Annotated in this window: 16 protein-coding genes; 6 read left to right on the top strand and 10 right to left on the bottom strand. The window is 70.9% G+C overall.

The window, feature by feature from the left end; all coding sequences use genetic code 11:
* The first annotated feature begins 73 nt into the window (after positions 1–73).
* The 4 genes from ASC65_RS08295 (at position 74) to ASC65_RS08280 (ending at position 3,140) form a co-directional block, all read left to right on the top strand.
* Complete coding sequence (locus ASC65_RS08295) at positions 74–631, top strand: DUF4287 domain-containing protein (protein WP_056451568.1); 558 nt, start codon at positions 74–76, stop codon at positions 629–631.
* On the top strand, positions 628–1,257 hold the full coding sequence (locus tag ASC65_RS08290; RefSeq protein ID WP_056451562.1) for a TetR/AcrR family transcriptional regulator: 630 nt from the start codon (positions 628–630) through the stop codon (positions 1,255–1,257). The genes ASC65_RS08295 and ASC65_RS08290 overlap by 4 nt, the downstream gene beginning before the upstream one ends.
* A gap of 86 nt (positions 1,258–1,343) precedes the next feature.
* On the top strand, positions 1,344–2,561 hold the full coding sequence (locus ASC65_RS08285; protein WP_056451560.1) for a DUF2336 domain-containing protein: 1,218 nt from the start codon (positions 1,344–1,346) through the stop codon (positions 2,559–2,561).
* A gap of 147 nt (positions 2,562–2,708) precedes the next feature.
* Complete coding sequence (locus tag ASC65_RS08280) at positions 2,709–3,140, top strand: MucR family transcriptional regulator (RefSeq protein ID WP_056451558.1); 432 nt, start codon at positions 2,709–2,711, stop codon at positions 3,138–3,140.
* 104 nt (positions 3,141–3,244) lie between these two features.
* Here the strand turns inward: ASC65_RS08280 and ASC65_RS08275 are convergent, their stop codons facing one another.
* The 10 genes from ASC65_RS08275 to ASC65_RS08230 all read right to left on the bottom strand — a co-directional run bounded on the left by ASC65_RS08275 (position 3,245) and on the right by ASC65_RS08230 (position 15,481).
* Positions 3,245–4,351, bottom strand: coding sequence for a DUF2336 domain-containing protein (locus ASC65_RS08275; RefSeq protein WP_056451556.1), 1,107 nt, complete (start codon positions 4,349–4,351; stop codon positions 3,245–3,247).
* On the bottom strand, positions 4,348–5,181 hold the full coding sequence (locus ASC65_RS08270) for a hypothetical protein (RefSeq protein ID WP_056451555.1): 834 nt from the start codon (positions 5,179–5,181) through the stop codon (positions 4,348–4,350). The genes ASC65_RS08275 and ASC65_RS08270 overlap by 4 nt, the downstream gene beginning before the upstream one ends.
* A gap of 108 nt (positions 5,182–5,289) precedes the next feature.
* On the bottom strand, positions 5,290–6,039 hold the full coding sequence (locus tag ASC65_RS08265; RefSeq protein ID WP_056451553.1) for an ABC transporter permease: 750 nt from the start codon (positions 6,037–6,039) through the stop codon (positions 5,290–5,292).
* On the bottom strand, positions 6,036–6,800 hold the full coding sequence (locus ASC65_RS08260) for an ABC transporter ATP-binding protein (RefSeq protein ID WP_056451551.1): 765 nt from the start codon (positions 6,798–6,800) through the stop codon (positions 6,036–6,038). Before ASC65_RS08260 ends, ASC65_RS08265 begins: the two co-directional genes overlap by 4 nt.
* Positions 6,793–7,833, bottom strand: a complete 1,041-nt coding sequence (locus tag ASC65_RS08255; RefSeq protein ID WP_056451550.1) for an ABC transporter substrate-binding protein — start codon at positions 7,831–7,833, stop codon at positions 6,793–6,795. The genes ASC65_RS08260 and ASC65_RS08255 overlap by 8 nt, the downstream gene beginning before the upstream one ends.
* Before the next feature lie 53 nt (positions 7,834–7,886).
* Positions 7,887–8,438, bottom strand: coding sequence for a hypothetical protein (locus tag ASC65_RS08250; protein WP_056451549.1), 552 nt, complete (start codon positions 8,436–8,438; stop codon positions 7,887–7,889).
* Between the two features lie 585 nt (positions 8,439–9,023).
* Positions 9,024–10,034 (bottom strand): alpha/beta hydrolase, encoded by a 1,011-nt coding sequence (locus ASC65_RS08245; protein ID WP_056452554.1) that lies wholly within the window; start codon positions 10,032–10,034, stop codon positions 9,024–9,026.
* Positions 10,035–10,091: 57 nt separating this feature from the next.
* Positions 10,092–11,909 (bottom strand): ABC-F family ATP-binding cassette domain-containing protein, encoded by a 1,818-nt coding sequence (locus ASC65_RS08240; protein WP_056452551.1) that lies wholly within the window; start codon positions 11,907–11,909, stop codon positions 10,092–10,094.
* A 51-nt stretch (positions 11,910–11,960) separates the two neighbouring features.
* A complete protein-coding gene (locus ASC65_RS17455; RefSeq protein ID WP_056451548.1) occupies positions 11,961–13,778 on the bottom strand; it encodes a hypothetical protein in 1,818 nt (605 codons plus the stop codon).
* Positions 13,775–15,481 carry an Hsp70 family protein gene (locus tag ASC65_RS08230; RefSeq protein ID WP_056451547.1) on the bottom strand — a complete coding sequence of 569 codons (1,707 nt, stop codon included), beginning with the start codon at positions 15,479–15,481 and terminating at the stop codon, positions 13,775–13,777. The genes ASC65_RS17455 and ASC65_RS08230 overlap by 4 nt, the downstream gene beginning before the upstream one ends.
* 162 nt (positions 15,482–15,643) lie before the next feature.
* On the opposite strand from ASC65_RS08230, the gene ASC65_RS08225 reads away from it, so the two are divergent.
* Both ASC65_RS08225 and ASC65_RS08220 read left to right on the top strand, forming a co-directional pair.
* A complete protein-coding gene (locus ASC65_RS08225) occupies positions 15,644–16,114 on the top strand; it encodes a YcgN family cysteine cluster protein (RefSeq protein WP_082525991.1) in 471 nt (156 codons plus the stop codon).
* A gap of 46 nt (positions 16,115–16,160) precedes the next feature.
* Positions 16,161–18,560, top strand: a complete 2,400-nt coding sequence (locus ASC65_RS08220; RefSeq protein WP_056451545.1) for a PAS domain-containing protein — start codon at positions 16,161–16,163, stop codon at positions 18,558–18,560.
* Positions 18,561–18,619: the final 59 nt, after the last annotated feature.

The raw sequence follows: 18,619 nt of genomic DNA, 5'->3' as shown, positions 1-18,619 counted from the left end.
GATCGTTCAAATTCTCGTTGACTCTCGTTCTTGAAAGAGCGTCGATTGCGCTCGAAGCGACGAGGAGACAGCCATGGCGGACCCGCAAGTCGAGCTGGCGAACATGATCGCCAACCTCGAGGCCAAGACCGGCAAGCCGCTCGACGCCTGGACCGCGCTGGCCCGCTCGAGCGGCCAGGGCAAGCACAAGTGGCTGGTCGACTGGCTGAAGGTCGAGCATGGCCTGGGCCACGGCTACGCCAATCTGGTGGCCCACAAGACCTTCGCCTCGGACGCCGGATCGAGCGAGGACGAGGCCCTGATGGAGGCCATGTTCGCCGGGCCCAAGGCGGCGATGAAGCCGGTCTATGACAAGGTCGCGGCCATCGTTTCGGGTCTCGACGGGGCGGAGTTCGCGCCCAAGAAGGGCTATGTCAGCTTCCGCCGCAGCAAGCAGTTCGGCCTGGGGCAGCCGTCGACCAAGGACCGCTTCGACCTCGGCCTGGCGCTGAAGGGCGTCGAGCCGTCGGGGCGGCTGGAGGCGGCCGGCTCGTGGAACGGCATGGTCAGCCACCGTGTCCGCATCGCCTCGGCCGAGGAGGTCGACGCCGAGGTCGAGGGCTGGATCCGCCAGGCCTGGGACCGGGCATGAGCGCCGCCGCCGACACCCGCACGAGGATCGTGATGGCCGCCACTGAGCTGTTCTGGGCCAAGGGCTACAACTCGACCTCGATCGCCGACATCCTGAGCCGGACCCAGCTGAACGCGGGCAGCCTGTATCATGTGTTTCCGGGCAAGCAGGACGTGCTGATCGCCGTGCTCGAGGCTTATCGCGACGGCCTGTACGAGAACCTGGTCGACCCGGCCTGGGAGGGCGTCGACGATCCGGTCGAGCGCATCTTCGCCCTCCTGGCGCGGTACCGCTGGCTGATCCTTGAGAGCGACTGCACCTATGGCTGCCCGATCGGCAGCCTGGCGCTGGAGCTGCACGAGGCGGACCCGGTGGTGCGCGACCTGCTGGCGGTCAACTTCACCGGCTGGGTGCAAGCCATCGTCCGCTGCCTCGACGAGGCGGGCGACCGCCTGCCGCACGACCTCGACAAGCAGGCTCTGGGCGAGTTCGTCCTGACCACGATGGAGGGCGGCGTCATGCAGGCGCGGACCCATCGCGACGTGGCCTATTTCGACCGGGGCGTAGCTGCGCTGCGTGGTCATTTCGACATGCTGCTGGCCCGCGCGGCGCGGCGCCAGGCCGGCCTGAGAGGCGTGCGGCGATGATCCCTGGGGCGGCCCGGGCCGCCCGGAGGCTTTCGACTGCCACCGTCACAGGCGGTTAACCGCGACGATTGTACCGTGGGCTCGATATGTCCGATCCCGCTCACACGTCAGGGGACGCCGCGCCGCAAGGCGGCCTGCGCGCCCGCCATGCGCTGCTGAAGCGCCTGGCCGACGTGGTGTCGCTGCCGACCAGCCGGATCAACGCCTTCGAGCGGGCGGTGACCGGCGATCTGCTGGTCGAGATGCTGCGCCTGGCCTCGCACGAGGACCGCAAGCGGGTGGCCGCGCGCCTGGCCCCGCTGGCCGAACTGCCCAACGCCCTGGCGCGGATGCTGCTTCGCGACGAGCCGGATATCGCCGGTCTGCTGATCGAGCAGTGCGCCTCGTTGTCGGACGCCGACCTGACCGCCTGCGCCCGCGACGCCGGGACCGAGCACCGCTTCATGATGGCCAACCGCCGCGCCCTGTCGGAGGTGGTGACCGAGACCCTGATGAGCTTCGGCGAAAGCCAGGTCATCGAGGCCGTTTTGCGCAACAACACCGCCCGGCTGAGCCAGGTCGCGGTCGAGGGCGTGGTGGGCCTGAGCCGCACCGAACGCAGCCTGTGCCCGCATCTGCTCAAGCGGCCGGAGCTGAGGCCGTCGGGCGCCTACGTCATGTTCTGGTGGTGCGGACCCGAAGATCGCCGCACGATCCTGCAGCGCTTCGCCGTGTCACGAGAAGTGATGCAGGAGATCGCCGAGGACGTCTTCGCGCTCGCAGCAGAAGAGAACTGGCAGGACCCGGTGGCGCGCAAGGCGCTGCAGTTCATCGAGCGCCGCCAGCGCAACCGCGCCGCCGTAGACAAGAGCCCCTACGCCGACCTCGAGCAGGCGGTGGCCGCCGCCGCCCATCATGGCCTGACGCGCGAGACGGCGACCGAGATCTCCTACCTGGCCGGCCTCAAGCCGGTCACCGGAGCCAAGATCCTGGGTGACGCCGGCGGCGAGCCGTTGGCCATCCTGTGTAAGGCGGCGGGCCTGTCCAAGGGCGACCTGACCGGCCTGTGGCGCTCGATGCGGCGGCTGGAGGTCACCGAGGACGGCGGGGTCGATCCGGTCTGGGAGCGGGTGCAGATCACCTATGACATGCTGGCTGTCGATCGGGCGCAGACCGTCCTGCGTTACTGGAACTGGTCGTTGTCCTCGGCCCTGACGCCGGCGTTGCTGCGCGCCATCCGGGACGGCGAGGAAGAGGCGCTCGATGATTACTCGGCGCCGGAGCGGGCGGCGATGCTGGCCTTGGCGGAGAACTTCGGTCGCTAGCACTACATTGCGGCGCACAATGTCCGTTCATCTGCTTGGCAGTCACGAATCGTCAGTCGCCATTGCTTTCCTGCACAAACAAATCTATGCACCCGCACGTAACTGGTTTAGTCAAAAACCCTGCTTTTTAGAGACGAGGCTGCTGGTATGGAAGACAACTCCCAACTGCTGGAAATGACCGCTGACATCGTGTCTGCCTATGTCGGCAACAATAGCGTCCAGGCGTCCGAGGTCCCGGGCCTGATTTCCAGCATCCATGCCGCGCTGTCGCAGGTTTCGACGGGCGCCGTCGAGCCGGAGCCGGAGCCGAAGGAACCGGCCGTTCCGGTCCGCAAGTCGATCACCCCGGACTACCTCGTCTGCCTGGAAGACGGTCGCAAGTTCAAGTCGCTGAAGCGTCACCTGCGCACCAAGTACAACATGAGCCCCGAGGAGTACCGGGCCAAGTGGGGTCTGCCGAAGGACTATCCGATGGTCGCCCCGAACTACGCCAAGGCCCGTTCGGACCTGGCCAAGCAGATGGGTCTCGGCCAGGGCGGCCGTAAGCCGGCCCGCGCCGGACGCGCCGCCAAGAAATAGTCGACCGCAAGGTCAGTCGAAGCGCCCGCCTTCTGCTTGAAGGCGGGCGTTTTTGCTTGTGGGGACAGGCTGTGAGGCGCTGGGGCCGCCTCAGGCGGGCAGGCTCAGGCGGCGACCGCGCCGCGGCGCATGCGCCAGAAGCGCAGGGTGCGCAGGGCCGCTTCTTTGGACAGGTCGGCGTACATCCGGGCGTAGGAGTGCGCCTTGGCCATGGCGTCGCCGTCGTCGTTGAGCAGCACCACCGCGTAGGTCAGGAACAGGGCGCGATCCAGGTCCGCGGCCTTGCAGACCACGGCCAGGGCGTCGAGCTCGCGCCGCTCGACGATCTGCCGGGCGGTGTGGAAGTCGATGTCGGCCAGTTGGGCCAGGGCGATCAGGAAGGACGTGCGGCCCCCGCCCTTGGCGCCCGAACGCAGGAAGCGCGCCAGCATCTGCGGGCTCAGCTGACCGGCGGCCTTCAGCTCCTCGACGTAGGCGAGGCATTCCGAATAGTCGGCCGGCAGGGCCCCGTCGTCCGTGGCCACGCGGGCGCGGCCGGCGGCCAGGGCGCTCTCCAGCAGACCCGGATCGAGGCGGGCGTTCTGTTCCAGGATGCGGGTGCGCAGGCGGGCTTCGACCACGAAATACATGTCGTTGAGCAGGTCGGGCGGCAGGGTCGCGCGCGACACCGTGGCCTCGTGCAGGGCCGGGTTGCTCTTGGCGCGCTCGACGGCGGCTTCCGAGGCCTTGCGCGACAGCCGGGCGCCGTCGTTGCGCAGCAGGGTCCCGAGGGTCTCGTCGTCGCCGCGCTCGACGATGACGTCCGAGACGGCCTCCGAGACGGTCGGGCGGGCCGAGACGGCGCGCAGATGGTCCTGGCCGTGGCGACGCACGACGCCGAGCAGGTCGTCGTCGGTGAGCACCGGCGAGGCGGCGAGCACAGCGCCGGCGACGGCGGCTTCATCGTTGGCCAGCCGGCGGATCAGGGTGTGCGGGGCGTCCGGCGCAGTCGAGAACCGGGCCGACAGCTCAGCCCGGACGGCGGTCTCCATGTCCGCGGCGAGGCGGTCCAGGACGGTGTCGTACAGCGCCGTCTCGGTCTCGGTGCGCTGGGGCGAGCCGAAGAAATGGTCGGTCAGTTCGCGCAGCAGGGCGCGGCGCTTTTCGCTCGACCCCTCCTCGGCGAGCGAGATCAGGTCAGGCAGGCGAGAGAGGGTGGCCGTCTCGCTCACTGGTGGTCTCCGTCCGAAGCGGCGGGGGCGGCGCGGACGCGGCCCTGTCCGTCGCGGATCAGGGTCGGGCCCTGATCAGGCTGGGCCAGGTCCTGCGAGGCCGGGGTCTCGGTCATGGTCACGGCGAGGGCGTCGACATAGGTCGGGGTCGGCATGACCAGGGCGTCCGGCTGGCGGCCGTTCTGACGGTGGACCGAATAGTAGCGGGCGCCCTGCTGCGGCGGCTGTTCGCCGGTGTTGACCACAGTGGCGACGCGGATGGGGCGGGGGGCCTGTTCGGCGGACGTCGCTACCGCTTGAGGGGCGGCGTCGGCGGCGACCTGCGCGGGCATGGGTTGGAGCGTGGCGCCCTGCTGCATGCGGAAGATCGGGGCGTCGCGGCGCGGGGCCATGGGGTCGGCGGCGCGGTCGGCCGGAGCGGGCCCAGAGACCGGCGCGGCGGCCGGCGCCGGAGCGTAAACGGCTTCGACCGGCGCGGGCTGGCCGCGGCCCTGGTTCGGCAGATAGTCGACCGCGGGCTGCGGTTGCGGCTGGGGGCGGACCGGCTGGGGCTGCGGCGCAGGCGCAGCGGCGACCGGCTGGAGCGCGGGCTGGGAGGCCGGGACGACCGCGGGGGCGGGCTGCAGCCAGGCGTTGGCCGGAGTCAGGGTGCGGCGGACCGGACCGGGGGCCTGGGTCAGGCCGGCGCGCGGCGCGGAGGCCTGGCCGCCGTGCGGAATGACGGTGTTCGGACGACGCGCTGCGGCCTCCTGGGCCGAGGCCGCATGGGCGAGGCCGGCCCCGCAAAGGGCGGCTACGGCAGCTGCGGCAAGGGTCGAGGCGCGACGCAAAGGAGGGCTCCGAACGCGAGAACTGAGCCGAAGCTAGAGGGGTCTGGCTTAACCCGTCGCTAACGGGGCCGTACGGCCGCGTCCTTATCCACCGCTTCAGGCCAAGAGCTAGGCCAGCCGGCGGCGCACGAAGCGCTCCACCAGGCCGACCAGGGCGTGCAGCGCCACGCCCATGACCATCAGCCAGACGAGGGCGGCCAGCATCTCGGCGGTGCGCAGGCGGTTGCCGGCCTCGAGAAGCCTCCAGGCCAGGCCCTGGGTGGCGCCCGAGCCCGACACGAACTCGGCCACCACCGCCCCGATCACCGCCAGGCCGGCGGCGACGCGCAGGCCTTCGAGCATGAAGGGCAGGGCCGAGGGCAGGCGCAGGCGGACGAGGCGCTGCAGGGGCGAGGCGCCGTAGAGGTCGAACAGCCGCTCCAGGTCCGGATCGGCGGACTTCAGCCCGGTCAGGACGCCCGAGAACAGCGGGAAGAAGGCCACGGCGGCGGCCAGGGCGATGACCGCCCGGTCGGCGTGGTCGAGCCCGGCCCAGATGATCACCAGCGGCGCGATGGCCACGACCGGGGTGACCTGCAGGGCCACGGCCAGAGGACGCACGGCGCGCTCGGCCGGGTCGCTGAGCGAGACGACCAGGGCCAGGCCGCCGCCGACCAGCGTGGCGACGAGCAGCGCCTGAAGGGCCATGCGGAAGGTGACCCAGGCCGAGCCGGCCAGCACCGGCGCGCGCTCGACCAGGGCGACGGCCACGGCGCTGGGCGGCGGCAGCAGATAGACCGGGACGTGCAGCAGGCGGCAGGCCGTCTCCCAGCCGGCAAGCAGCAAGGCGACGAGCAGGAAGGGGGCGAGCCGGCTCACGCGGCGTCCTGCGACGGCATGGCGGCGGCCAGGGCTTCGGCCAGGGCCTCGACGGCGGCGCGGCATTCGGGCGCCGAGCGCCAGCCCGCGGGGCGGGGCAGGGCGCCGGGCAGGGCGAGTTCGGCGGCGACGCGGCCCGTGGCGGCGTCCAGCACGACGGCGCGGCCGGCGAGGTAGACGGCCTCCTCGACGTCATGGGTGACGAAGACCAGGGCCGGGCGCGGCGAGCGCGCGGCCCACAGCGCGTGCAGGTCCTCGATCAGGCGTCGACGGGTGACGCTGTCCAGCGCCGCGAAGGGCTCGTCGAGCAGCAGCAGGTCGGGGTCGACGACCAGGGCGCGGGCCAGGGAGACGCGCATGGCCATGCCGCCGGACAGTTGACGCGGCCGGGCGCCCAACCGCTCGGCGAGGCCGACTGCGGCCAGGGCCTCGGCGGCGCGGCGGCGGGCCTCGGCGCGGGCGATCCCGCACAGCTCCAGCGGCAGGGCGGCATTGGCCAGGGCGTCCGCCCACGGCATCAGGGTCGGGCTCTGGAAGACGAAGCCGACGGCGCCGGCAGGACGTTGGACCGTTCCGCCCGCGGGCGTCTCCAGCCCGGCGAGCAGGCGCAGCAGGGTCGACTTGCCGGCCCCCGAGGCGCCGACGACGGCGACGATCTCGCCGGGGGCGACGGTCAGATTCAGCGGGCCGAGTTCGGGCCGGCCCGGATAGCGGACAACGACGGCGCGCAGCGCTGCGGCCGACCCCGAGGCTTTAGCCACGACCGGGCAGATACTGGGTCGTGAAGGCCTGCCGCCAGTCCAGGTTGGTCGGATAGACGCCCGCCTGGGAGGTGACCTCGAAGAACTCGCGCCAGCGATCGTCGATCATGGCCCCCAGGCCGTAGAGGGCGGCGTCGCCGCCGTCGACCAGGCCGTTGTCCTTCAGCTTGGCCCGGGCCTGGTCCAGGATCGCCTGGGTCATGTCCGGGTTGGCCTTGCGGATCAGGGCGTCGGCGGCCTTGCCGTCGCCCTGGATGTAGTCGCGCCATCCCTCGATCGAGGCGGCGATGAAGTTGCGCAGGGCCGCGCCGTTGTCGCGGGCGAAGGCGTTCGGGGCCAGGACCATGGCGGCGTAGGAGGGATAGCCCTCGTCGGCCAGCAGGAAGACCTTGGGCGCGAAGCCGGCCTCGCGCTCGATGGTGAACGGCTCGGAGGTCAGATAGCCCTGCTGCACCGCCCGCTCGTCGGCCAGGAAGGGCGCCAGGTTGAAGTTGTATTTGCGGACCTGGTCGTCGGTGAAGCCGTACTTGGCCTTCAGCCAGACCCAGAAGGCGTTCAGCGAGGCGTCGGCGAGCAGGAAGGGGCGGCCCTCCAGGTCGGCGATGGTGCGCAGGGCCGGATCGGGATGGGCGATGAGGACCTGGGGGTCCTTCTGGAAGAAGGCGGCGACGGCCTTCACCGGCGCGCCCTCGGCGACCAGGTTCATCGGGATGAAGCTGTTGGAGCCCATGCCCAGCTCGACGGCGCCGGAGGCCAGCAGCTGGGGCACGTTGACCGTCGGACCGCCCTGCAGGATCTGGACGTTGAGGCCGCGCTTCTCATAGGCCCCGGAGGCCAGCGCCTGGTAGAAGCCGCCGTGTTCGGCCTGGGCGCGCCAGTCGGTGGCGAAGCGCAGGCGGACGCGGCCGTCGTCATCGACCGGCGCCTCCTGGCGGCCGCAGCCGGCCAGGGCGGTGGTCGCGGCCAGGGCGCCCGCGCCTGCGAGGACGGCGCGGCGGTCCGGCGACTGTAGGCGATTCCCTCGACGGCTCATGGCCTTGGTGTACGGCTCAGGCAGTCGGAAGGGAAGTGAGGTGAAACCCGAGGCTAACGACGCGTGCGGGCCTGGAGCACCAGTTGGCCGGCCAGTTCGCGCAGGAAGACCGGGCGCTGGTCGCCCAGCAACTGGCCCACGGCGTTCGTCTGGGTGCGCAGGGTCGAGGCCATCACGTTCGAGGCGTCCTCGGGAACGATAAACTCGCCGGTCACCGGATCGACGCTGATGTTCTCCATGCCGCCGAAGAAGTCGTTCATGACCGCTCCGTCAGCTTCCTCGGGCGCTTCGTCGGAGGCCGCCTCTTCGTCGGACTCTTCGTCATCCGAATAGGGTGGGCCCATTTCCTTCAGGCCGTCGAACATCCCCTTCATGGACACCAGCATTTCGCTGTTGCGCTGCCAGGTGGCGGCACGGTCGACGGGACCGGCGCAGAGGTAGGTCAGCAGGAAGTCGGCGGCGTCCGAGGCGCTGGTCGCGGCGGCGACGGCGGCGTCGGCCTTCTCGCGCAGGCAGGCTTCGGCGTTGGTCAGGGCCGGCGCGCGCGGTTCGACGGCGGCCTGGGGCGCGGCGACGAGACCGGCGGCGAGAAGAATGGCGAGCACGGCGAAATCCCCCTGAGACAGGCTTCACGGTTTAGCTTGAGGGGGGCGGGCCTGTCGACGGGGCGGCGACCCGCGAAACCAGGACCCGGAATTGAGCGAGGGGACGAGGAGCCCCGGCAAGCCGGTTTTCCTCGTCCCCTCGCCAAGTCCGGGTTGGACTTGGCCGTTGAGGTTCAGGGCCTTGGCTTCGGCATCAGCAGGGCGAACCCCGGTGATGGTCAGCTGTTTCCTGTCGCGCTCCTGGTCTCCGGCGTTCCGCGAGGCTGGCCCGCGCCGTCCATCGATCCCGATCTGGTTCTCCGTGAACGTCTCCGGTCGAAGCCTTTGACGTTCGGGAGCCTGGATCCTGCCCCTCGTGCCTCGCCTCCGAAGAGGTCTGGTCGCCTGGGTCAGAGAGCCGGGCCGGTCCGCTTGAGCCCCGGGTCTCCCCGGTTTTCCGCGCCGCCGTGTCCCTCGGCCTGTTGACGTTCGCGCCAAATCCGTTAGACGGCAAGCGCCCGAAATAGCGCCGCTGTGAGGAACAGCCCCGCTGCCGGTGCATAACCCTGTGCATATCTGTGGGCGGACGGAATTCGCGGAAGCGAATCAGGCCGTTGCGTTTTCCACAGAAAGCGGGCCCTGGCCGCGAATTTCGCCGATCCAGCCGCGAATGAAGGCCTGCGCCAGCGGAGCCGTGGGCGCGCCGAAATGCTGGAAGCCGTGCGGGGCCGTGGGGACGTCGAGCAGGGCGGCCGGCGCGACCTTGGCCCAGCGCTCGGCCATGACCCGGCTATCGTCCCGGAAGGGATCGCATTCGCCCATCACGAACAGGACCGGCGGCAGGCCGGCGAGGTCGGCGTAGAGCGGCGACAGGTCCGGGGCGCGGCGGGCGGCCTCGTCGAGGCCGGGGGTCAGGCGGCCGAGGTCGCGTTCCAGGTTGGGGCCGTCGAACAGCAGAGTCTCGGGCCCGGCGGCGCGAACCGCGGGACCGGCCGAGAGATCGAAGACGCCCTGGACGAAGATCAGACCGGCCAGGCCCTCAAGCGCGCCCTCGTCTCGAAGCTGGAGTACGGCCAAGGCGGCGAGGTGGGCGCCGGCGGACTCGCCGATGACGAAGACCCTATCGGTCCCGAAGCGGCGGCGGCCTTCGCCGAGCGCCCAGCGCAGGGCGGCGGCGCAGTCGGCGACCGCGTCCGGCATCCAGACGCCGCGGACCTCGTCGAGCAGGCGATAGTCGACCGAGGCGACGACGTAGCCCGCCTCGGCGAAATGGCCGGTCAGCCGGTCGTTGAGCGCCGCGCTTCCGACCACCCAGCCGCCGCCGTGCAGATCGACGACCAAGCCCTCGGGCGGGCAGCCCGGTTCCAGCAGACGCAGGGGAAGGGGGGCGGCCGGGCCGTCGATGGTCACGGCCGAGACCTGCACGCCGCGCCGCTTGAGCGCCGCCTCGGTGACCGCGCCGGCGGCCTTGCTGAAGGTCCCGTTGAGCTTCTGGCCGAGGGCCAGCCGCCAGCCGTTGGTCTTGAGGCGCGGGGCGAGGGCCATGGCCGCATTGATCCGCAGGGCCGCCCGCGCCTCGGCGTCGGTCAGGGGCAGGGTGTGCGTCGTGAGCGGCATGGTCGGGAAGCTTACGGCCAAGCCGGACGGCAGGCAGCGTGACAGGTCAGCGCGGCCTCAACCCGCCAGCGACGCCTTCTTCTCTTCCAGCTCCAGCCATTCCAGTTCGGCGGACTCGAGGGTCGTGCGGGCCTTGTCGGCGGCCTTCATGGCGCGGTCGAAGGCGGCGGGGTCGCGGCTGTAGAGCTCGGGGTCGGCGAGGATGGCGTCCTGGCGGGCGATCTCGACGGGGAGGGTTTCGAGCAGCTCCTCCAGCTGCTTGAGCCGGTGGGCGTCCTTGAAGGAGAGCTTGCCGGGTTTTTTGGCGGGGGCGCGGTCAGAAGGCTCCGCCTTCTCGACCCGACGCGCCCCAGCCTTGGCGATGGCGCCGATCGGGGGCGGGGCCAGGAAGGCCGGGTTCTGGCGCACGAAGTCGGTCCAGCCGCCGGGGGTCTCGACGATGTCGCCGCGGCCGTTCATGGCGATGGTCGAGGTGGCCAGGCGGTCGACGAAGTCGCGGTCGTGGCTGACCAGGATCAGGGTGCCGTCGTACTGCTCCAGCAGTTCCTCGAGCTTGTCGAGGGTGTCCATGTCGAGGTCGTTGGTCGGCTCGTCGAGGACCAGCATGTTGGCCGGCTTGGCCAGGGCCCGGGCCAGCAGCAGGCGGTTGCGCTCGCCGCCCGACAGGGTCGAGATCGGCTGCTTGAGCTGGCTTTCCTGGAACAGGAAGTCCTTGGCGTAGGCGGCGACGTGCTTGGAGACGCCGCGCACCAGGATGGAGTCGCCGCCGCCGGGGGTCAGGGCGTCCCACAGGCTCATGTCGGACTTCAGCCCCTCGCGGGACTGGTCGAGGTAGACCGGGTCGAGGTTGGCGCCGAGGCGGACCGTGCCGGCGTCGGGGGCCAGCTCGCCGAGCAGGATCTTGACCAGGGTGGTCTTGCCCGCGCCGTTGGGGCCGACGATGGCCAGCCGGTCGCCGCGAATGACCCGGGTGGTGAAGGGTTTGAGGACGGTGCGGTCGCCGAAGTCCTTGGTCACGCCCTTGAGCTCGGCGACCAGCTTGCCCGAGGTGACGCCGGCGTCGACGCCGAGGTTCAGCTCGCGGGGCAGGTCCTTCACACGCTCGGCGCGGTCGGCGCGCATCGCGTTGAGGGCGCGGGCGCGGCCCTCGTTGCGGGTCCGCTGGGCGGTGATCGAGCGGTAGAAGGTGTAGGTCTCGGCCTCGATCTTCTTGGTCAGGCGACGGAGGGACTCCGCCTCCTCCTCCATGACCTTGTCGGCCCAGTCGTCGAAGGCGGCGAAGCCCTTGTCGAGGGTGCGCACCCGGCGGCCCTCCAGCCAGTGCACGGACTGGGTGGTGCGGTTCAGGAAGGCGCGGTCGTGGCTGACCACCAGGACCGAGAAGCGGGCGGCCAGCAGCTCCTCCTCGAGGCGTTCGATGGCCAGGATGTCGAGGTGGTTGGTCGGCTCGTCGAGCAGCAGCAGGTCGGGCTCTTCGGCGAAGGCTTTGGCGAGGGCGGCGCGGCGGGTCTCGCCGCCGGACAGGTTGACGGCGGGCTTGTCGGCGTCGAGGCCGAACTCGGTCAGCCAGCTCTCGGCGGTCCAGCGCTCGGCGCCGCCCGAGGCGGCGTAGTCGAGCAGGGTCTCGCCGGTGATCAGCGGCTCCTGCGGGACATAGGCGAAGCGGACGCCCGCCTGGACCGAGCGGTCGCCGGCGTCAGGCTCGACCAGGCCCATGACCAGCTTCATCAGGGTCGACTTGCCGGCCCCGTTGCGGCCGACCAGGGCGGCGCGGGTGCGCGGCTCGATGGCCAGATCGACGCCGTCGAACAGGGGGCGAGGACCGTCCTGCAGACGGACATCCTTGAGGGCGACGAGGGGAGGACGGGCGGCCATGAGGCGGGGGCTATAGACCGGGCGGCGGCGGACCGCCACCCGGTCGATCGGTCAGGCCAGGGCCCCGGGCTTGCTCGCCCGGCGGGCGAACAGGGCCTGCAGGCGCGGCGCGGCCTCGCACAGGGCGGTCAGCAGGGCTCCGGCCGCCAGCCACAGGCCGAAGCCGCGATAGCTCGCCTCCGCGATGACCTGGCCGGGAACCAGGGCGGCGAGGATGTAGGCGGCGACCCAGCCGAACCGCATCCACTGCAGCCACAGGGTCACCGCGGCCGGCGGCTGGGCCATGCGGATGGGGCGGGCGGCCAGGGTCAGCAGGATGACGGCCGCCGCGGGCAGGGCGCGATAGGACCAGTCCGGCGTCAGGAGGACGGCGAGTCCGGTGAGGACGGCCGCGCCGGCCAGGCCGGTGGCGATTTGACGCCGGAGCGCCTCGGACAGCGACAGCCAGGCTTCCTCGAGCGCCGGGCGGCCCTGGTGCGCGATGAGCACCGCGCCGGCCGCGGTCCAGCACAGGCCGACCGACTGGGGGCTGTGGGTGTGGATCACCAGCCATGCGAGCAGCGGCAGGCCGGCGAAGAAGCTGCCCCGGGGGTCGTAGGGCGCCTCGAGGTGGGCGTTGACGATCCGGGTCCAGACCAGCAGCGGACCCAGCAACAGCCAGTAGGCGGCGGCGCCGACCAGGCTGACCGGAAGGAGGCTGGACAGCACCACGACGGCTGCGGTCGCCGGCGCCCAGCCCAACCGGAGCCACGGCGGGGCGCGCCACGCGAGCCCTTCGTGGGCCCAGCGCAGGCGCAGGTGGACGACGCCGTACAGCCACGCCAATCCGGCCCCCAGCAAGGCGGTGGCGGTGACGGTGGTCAGGGCGAAGAAGATCGCCCAGCTCGGCGGCCCGAAGACATTCGAAATGACGCCCTGCGACCCGACGAACGGCGGCGCGAACAGCAGGACCCAGAGAAACCGCGCCGGCAGTTCGGGGCGCCGGCGCCGCTCGCGCCACCAGGCGGCGGCCTCGGGGTTCATGCGCTGGGCGACTTCGGGCAGGTCCTGGTCGATGCGCTCCAGCAGGGCGAGCACGCGCTTGTCCAGACCGGGCGCGAAACGCTCGCGCAGGCGGCTGAGCCGGGTCGGCTTGTCGCGCAGGGCGATCCAGGCCTTGTGGTCCGGATCCATCTTGCGCTCGAGCCGGCGCAGGATGATGCCCGCGTCGCGTCGGCGCAGAACCGGGACGGCATGGCTCAGGTCGACGCCGACCGGCTGTTCGTTCCAGTGGAAGAACTGGATCAGCGGCTCGACCATGTCGTCCACGACCGGGCCGCCCACCGCGGTCACATAGGCCAGCCAGCGCTCGGTGCGGGCGTAGGCGTCGAGCGAGTCCATGCCCGGCGAGCGCAGGATGCGCAGCATGGCCGACAGGGCCTCGTGGCGGTCGCCGTCCGGGTTGGCGACGAGGGTGCTGAGCTGGTCGCAAAGCGCCTTGTGGGCCTCGGCCAGGTCGCGCTCGCGGGCCAGTTCGGCGCGGATGTCCTCGGGAACGTCGGAGACCGGAGCGGGGCGGGGCTCGGTCTGGGCGTGGCTCCAGCGGTCATCCCGACGGTCGGACCAGCCGTCGGCGCCGGCGACGACCACCTGGGGAGTCCAGGCGCCGTCGTCCGCGTCTTCGTCTGCGGACGGCTCGGCCGGGCGCGGGACGGCCCACCCGTTGCGGGCCATGCGGGTCGCATGGTCGTAGGCCTCGCGCAGGGCTTGGAAGCCCTCCGGATCGTCCTCGGGATGGACCAGCTTCAGACGCCGGGCGTAGGCGCGCTTGATCTCGATGGCGTCGTTGGTCGGTTCGATCCCGAGCGTCGCCCAGATGGAGCCGTTCACAGCCAGGTCTCGCCCTCGAACCGGTCGAGGACCTCGGTCAGCTGGGTGCGCGCCTGTTCGATATCACGCGGGTCCTGGCGCTCAAGGATCACCTCGAAGGCCCCGATCTGCTCGGCGATCCAGCGGCGCTGGTCGCCGAGGCATTCCTCGTAGCAGCGGTTGGCGCGGGCCAGGACGGTCTTGTTGGCGTCGGCGTCGCGCGGGTGGTGCTTGAGGTCGGCGAGGGCCGCGCGGCGCTTCTGGAAGTCGGCGTCGTTCATGACGCTGTCGTCGGCGATGACCAGCTCGCGCTTTTCGCCGGTCTGCGGGATGTGGACGTCGACCTCGAGCAGGCCGTTGATGTCGTAGGTGAAGCGCACGTCGACGCGGACGCTGCCGACCGGGCCGGGCGGGATCGGCACGTCGACGCGGCCCAGTTCGATGTTGTCCGAGAGGTTGCGCGACTCGCCCTGGAAGATGGGGACGCTGACCACCCGCTGATTGGCCGCGGAGTTGCTGTAGTACTGGATCCGGCTGGCCGGGATGACGGTGTTGCGCTCGATGATCGGCGAGAACGAGACGCCGAGGTGGCGGCCGCGCTCGTCATGGTCCCCGGCGGCGATGCCCAGGGTGTACGGACAGACGTCCGTCATCACGACTTCCTTGAGCGCCACGTCGCGGGACTTGAGTCCGGCCTGGACGGCGGCGCCGACGGCGACGGCCTCGTCCGGATTGACGGCGTTGGCGGGGAAGCGGCCGAACATGCGGGTGATGGCCCGGCGGACCAGCGGCATACGGGTCGAGCCGCCGACGAGGATGACCTCGTTCAGCTCGTCGGCGCGCAGGCCGGCGTCGCGCAGGGAGCGCAGGACCGGGTCGCGCAGGCGGGTGATCAGGCCGGCGGCCAGGGCCTCGAAATCGTCGGCGGTGACGACGCGCTCGTAGGTCGTTTCCTTCCAGATCACCGACATGGAAGCTGAAGGTCCGTCGGTGAGGGCGCGGCGGGCGCGCTCGGCGGCGTGGCGGATGCGCTCGCGCAGAACCGGATCGGCGCGGTCTTTCTCCGGCACGTCCTTCCCGGCGGTGCGGCGGAATTCCTCGCACAGGATGTCGTTGAAGTCCTCACCGCCGAGCCGGTTGTCGCCGGTCGAGGCGCGGACCTCGATGATCCCCTCGAAGATCTCCAGCACAGAGACGTCGAAGGTGCCGCCGCCGAGGTCGAAGACGAGGAAGCGACTGGCGTCGCCGAGCTCATGGATGCCGTAGGCGAGGGCGGCGGCGGTCGGCTCGTTGAGCAGGCGTTCGACCTTGAGGCCGGCCAGCTCGCCGGCGCGGCGGGTGGCCTTGCGCTGCTTGTCGTTGAAATAGGCCGGAACGGTGATGACGGCCTCGGTCACCGGCTGGCCCAGGTAGGCCTCGGCGTCGGCCTTCAGGCGCGCGAGGACGAGGGCGGACAGCTCCTCGGCCTTGAACTCCTTCGCGCCGAGCTTGGTGACCCGGTTGGAGCCCATGTAGCGCTTGAAGGCGGTGGCGGTGTGCTCCGGATGGGTCGACTGGCGTTCGCGCGCGGCCAGGCCGACGAGCAGGTCGCCGGACGTCTCGTCGAGACTGACCGCCGAAGGCGTCAGGACGTGGCCGAGGCTGTTCGGAATCAGCTCCGCCTTGCCGTCGCGAAAAATGCCGACCGCACTGTTGGTCGTGCCCAGATCGATGCCGATGATCACGCGTAGCCCCCGAACGCACTGCGCCGCCTCCCTAGCTCGGCGCGGGCGGTTGGAAAAGTGGGCGGGAGACACGGCGGGGCGTCGGCGCGGATTTCGCCGGCCGGCCGTGCTTTCGACGCAGGGGCGGCGTAAAGGGACAGTGTGAAATCGAACGCCGCCCCCGTGACCGCTCCCTTCTGGGAAACCAAGTCCCTCGAGGACATGACCCGCGAGGAGTGGGAGAGCCTGTGCGACGGGTGCGGGCTTTGCTGCCTGGTGCGGTTCGAGGACGAGGATACGGGCGAGGTCATCCCGACGCGGGTGCACTGCAAGCTGTTCGACCCGAACAAATGCGCCTGCTCGGACTATGCGAACCGCAAACAGCATGTGCCGGACTGCATCAAGCTGACGCCGTTCAACATCGAGGCGCTGGAGTGGATGCCCAAGTCCTGCGGCTATCGTCGGATCCACGAGGGACGGCCGCTGGCGTGGTGGCATCCGCTGGTCTCCGGAGACCCGGAAACCGTCCATACGGCGGGGGTATCGGTGCGCGGACAGACCGTGTCGGAACTGGCCCTCAAGGACGCCGAGGACGCCCTCGACTTCGAGGCCCCGGAGTGGCGGGACGAGCGCGGGACCGAGCCGCGGCGTTAACCGCGCCGCTAACCGAAATTTCGTTGTTCTGCGGCAGCTTGCGGATATGGCGCGCAGCAAGACGTCGAAAACCCTGAACCTCGACAGCCCGTTCGAGCGGTTGACGGCGCTGGCCCGCGCCATGTTCGGCACCCCACACGCCATGATCAGCGTGGTCGCCGGCGACCGGACCCTGTTCAAGGCCAGCACCCGCTTGGGCGTGACCGAGCTGCCCCGCGGCGTCTCCGTCACCCGGCTGGTGACGGCCGAGGGGGCGGACGCGGTGCTGGTCATCGAGGACGCCCTGGAGGACCCGCGGGTCTGCGACCACCCGATGGTCGTCGGGGAGCCGCATCTGCGCTTCTTCGCCGGCGCCAGCGTCAGCAACGCCGCCGGCGAGGCGGTGGGCGCCATCGGGGTGATGGACGTCAATCCTCGGCCGCGCCTGAACGAGGCCGAGATCGAAAATCTGAGGGTCCTGGCCCGAATGGCCGGAGACATCGTCGAACGGGCCGAAGCGAACCGGATCCAGGCCGAAAAGCTGGAGCTGCTGCGCCTGGCCGAGGAGATGGCCGGGGTCGGGCAGTGGCGGCTGGACGCGACCTCGATGCTGGTGACCTGGTCGGACGAGGTCTATCGCATCCACGGCGTCGAACGGACCGCCTTCGATCCTTCCTGCGACGACGCCATCGGCCACTACCACCCCGACGACCAGGGGCCGCTTCGGGCGGCGGTGATGCACGCGCTGGCGACCGGCCAGGGCTACAAGCTGCGGCTGAGGATCATCCGGCCGGACGGGGCGGAGCGGCTGGTGCTGGCGCAGGCCGACACCGATCGGGATGAGACCGGGCGGGTGCTGTCGCTGTTCGGGGTGTTCCAGGACGTCACCGATCAGGAGATGGCCGCCCGCCGGGTCGCGGACAGCGAGCGCCGCTACCGGCTGCTGGCCGATCGGGCGACGGACATCATCATCACCTACGGCATGGACCAGCGGGTCCTGTACGTCTCGCCGGCGATCGAGGCGATCATCGGCCATACCCCTGATGAGGTCGTCGGGCGGGACGTCACCGACCTGATCCATCCAGAGGACGTGCCGGGCCTGATGGAGGGCGTGGTGGCCTTCGTCCGGGGCGATGCGACGCAGCGGAGCATGACCTATCGGGTGATCACCCGGTCGGGCGACATCCGCTGGATGGAGGCGCGGACGACGCTGGTGCGCGACGCCGCCGGTCAGGCGCTGGAGTTCCAGGACGTCGTGCGTGACATTACCGCCACCAAGCGGCTGGAGCAGGAACTGACCGAGGCGCGCGACCGGGCCGAGGTCGGGGCGCGGGCCAAGTCGGAGTTCCTGGCCAACATGAGCCATGAGCTGCGCACCCCGCTGACCAGCGTCATCGGCTTCTCGGGCCTGCTGCAGTCGAGCGCGGCCCTGCCGGAGGCGGAGCGGCGCTACGCCGACCGGATCGGCACGGCCAGCGAGGCCCTGCTGGGGGTGATCAACGACATTCTGGACTACTCCAAACTGGAGGCCGAGGCGGTGTCGCTGGAGCCGCGGGCGTTTGATCCGCGGGCCATGGTCGAGGCGGCCGCGACGATGGTCGAGGGCCAGTGCGCGGCCAAGGGGCTGAGGCTGGCGGTGACGCTGGACCCGACGGCGCCGGCGGTGCTGACCGGGGACGAAGGACGGTTGCGTCAGGTGACGCTGAACTTCCTGTCCAATGCGGTGAAATTCACGGCTTCGGGCGCGGTCCGGGTCGCAATGGGCTGGAATGGCGCGTCGCTCAGGGTCGCGGTCAGCGACACCGGCATCGGCATCGCCCCGGACAAGCTGGCCGCGGTGTTCGAGCGCTTCACCCAGGCCGACGCCTCGACCACGCGCGTGTATGGCGGGACCGGCCTGGGGCTGGCGATCTCGCATCGGCTGATCGAGATGATGGGCGGCCAGGTGGGCGCGGAGAGTCGACCCGGCGAGGGCTCGACCTTCTGGTTCGAAGTTCCGCTGGGCGCCGCCGAGGCGCTGGACCAGGCGGCGGCCGCCGGTGAGGCGCCGAGCCCGGAAGGCTTGCGCATCCTGATGGCGGACGACGCGGCGCCGAACCGCGAGCTGGTGGCTGCGATCCTGGGCGGCATGGGGGTGACCCTGCACGCGGTGGCGGACGGCGCGCAGGCCGTCGAGGCGGCCCGGACGGGCGGCTACGACCTGATCCTGATGGACGTGCACATGCCGGTGATGGACGGGCTGGACGCGACCCGGGCCATCCGGGCGCTGGAGGGCGAGGCGCGCCGGACCCCGATCATCGCCCTGACCGCCAATGTGCAGCCCGAGCAGATCGAGCGTTGCCGCGCGGCGGGCATGGATGACCATGTCGGCAAGCCGATCGAGGTCGGCCAGCTGCTGCGGGTGATCGCGGCGCGGCTGGCGGACCAGGACGCGGCCGGATCGGATGCGGCGGTCGCCGTCGCCTGAGGCGTGACGCTGGGGCGACCCTGAAGCGGAATTATAGTCGGGTTGTCGGGGGTGAACGC

This window comes from Brevundimonas sp. Root1279 (genome assembly GCF_001425945.1).
Taxonomy (GTDB): Bacteria; Pseudomonadota; Alphaproteobacteria; order Caulobacterales; family Caulobacteraceae; genus Brevundimonas.
This window is presented reverse-complemented; position numbering and strand designations above follow the sequence as displayed.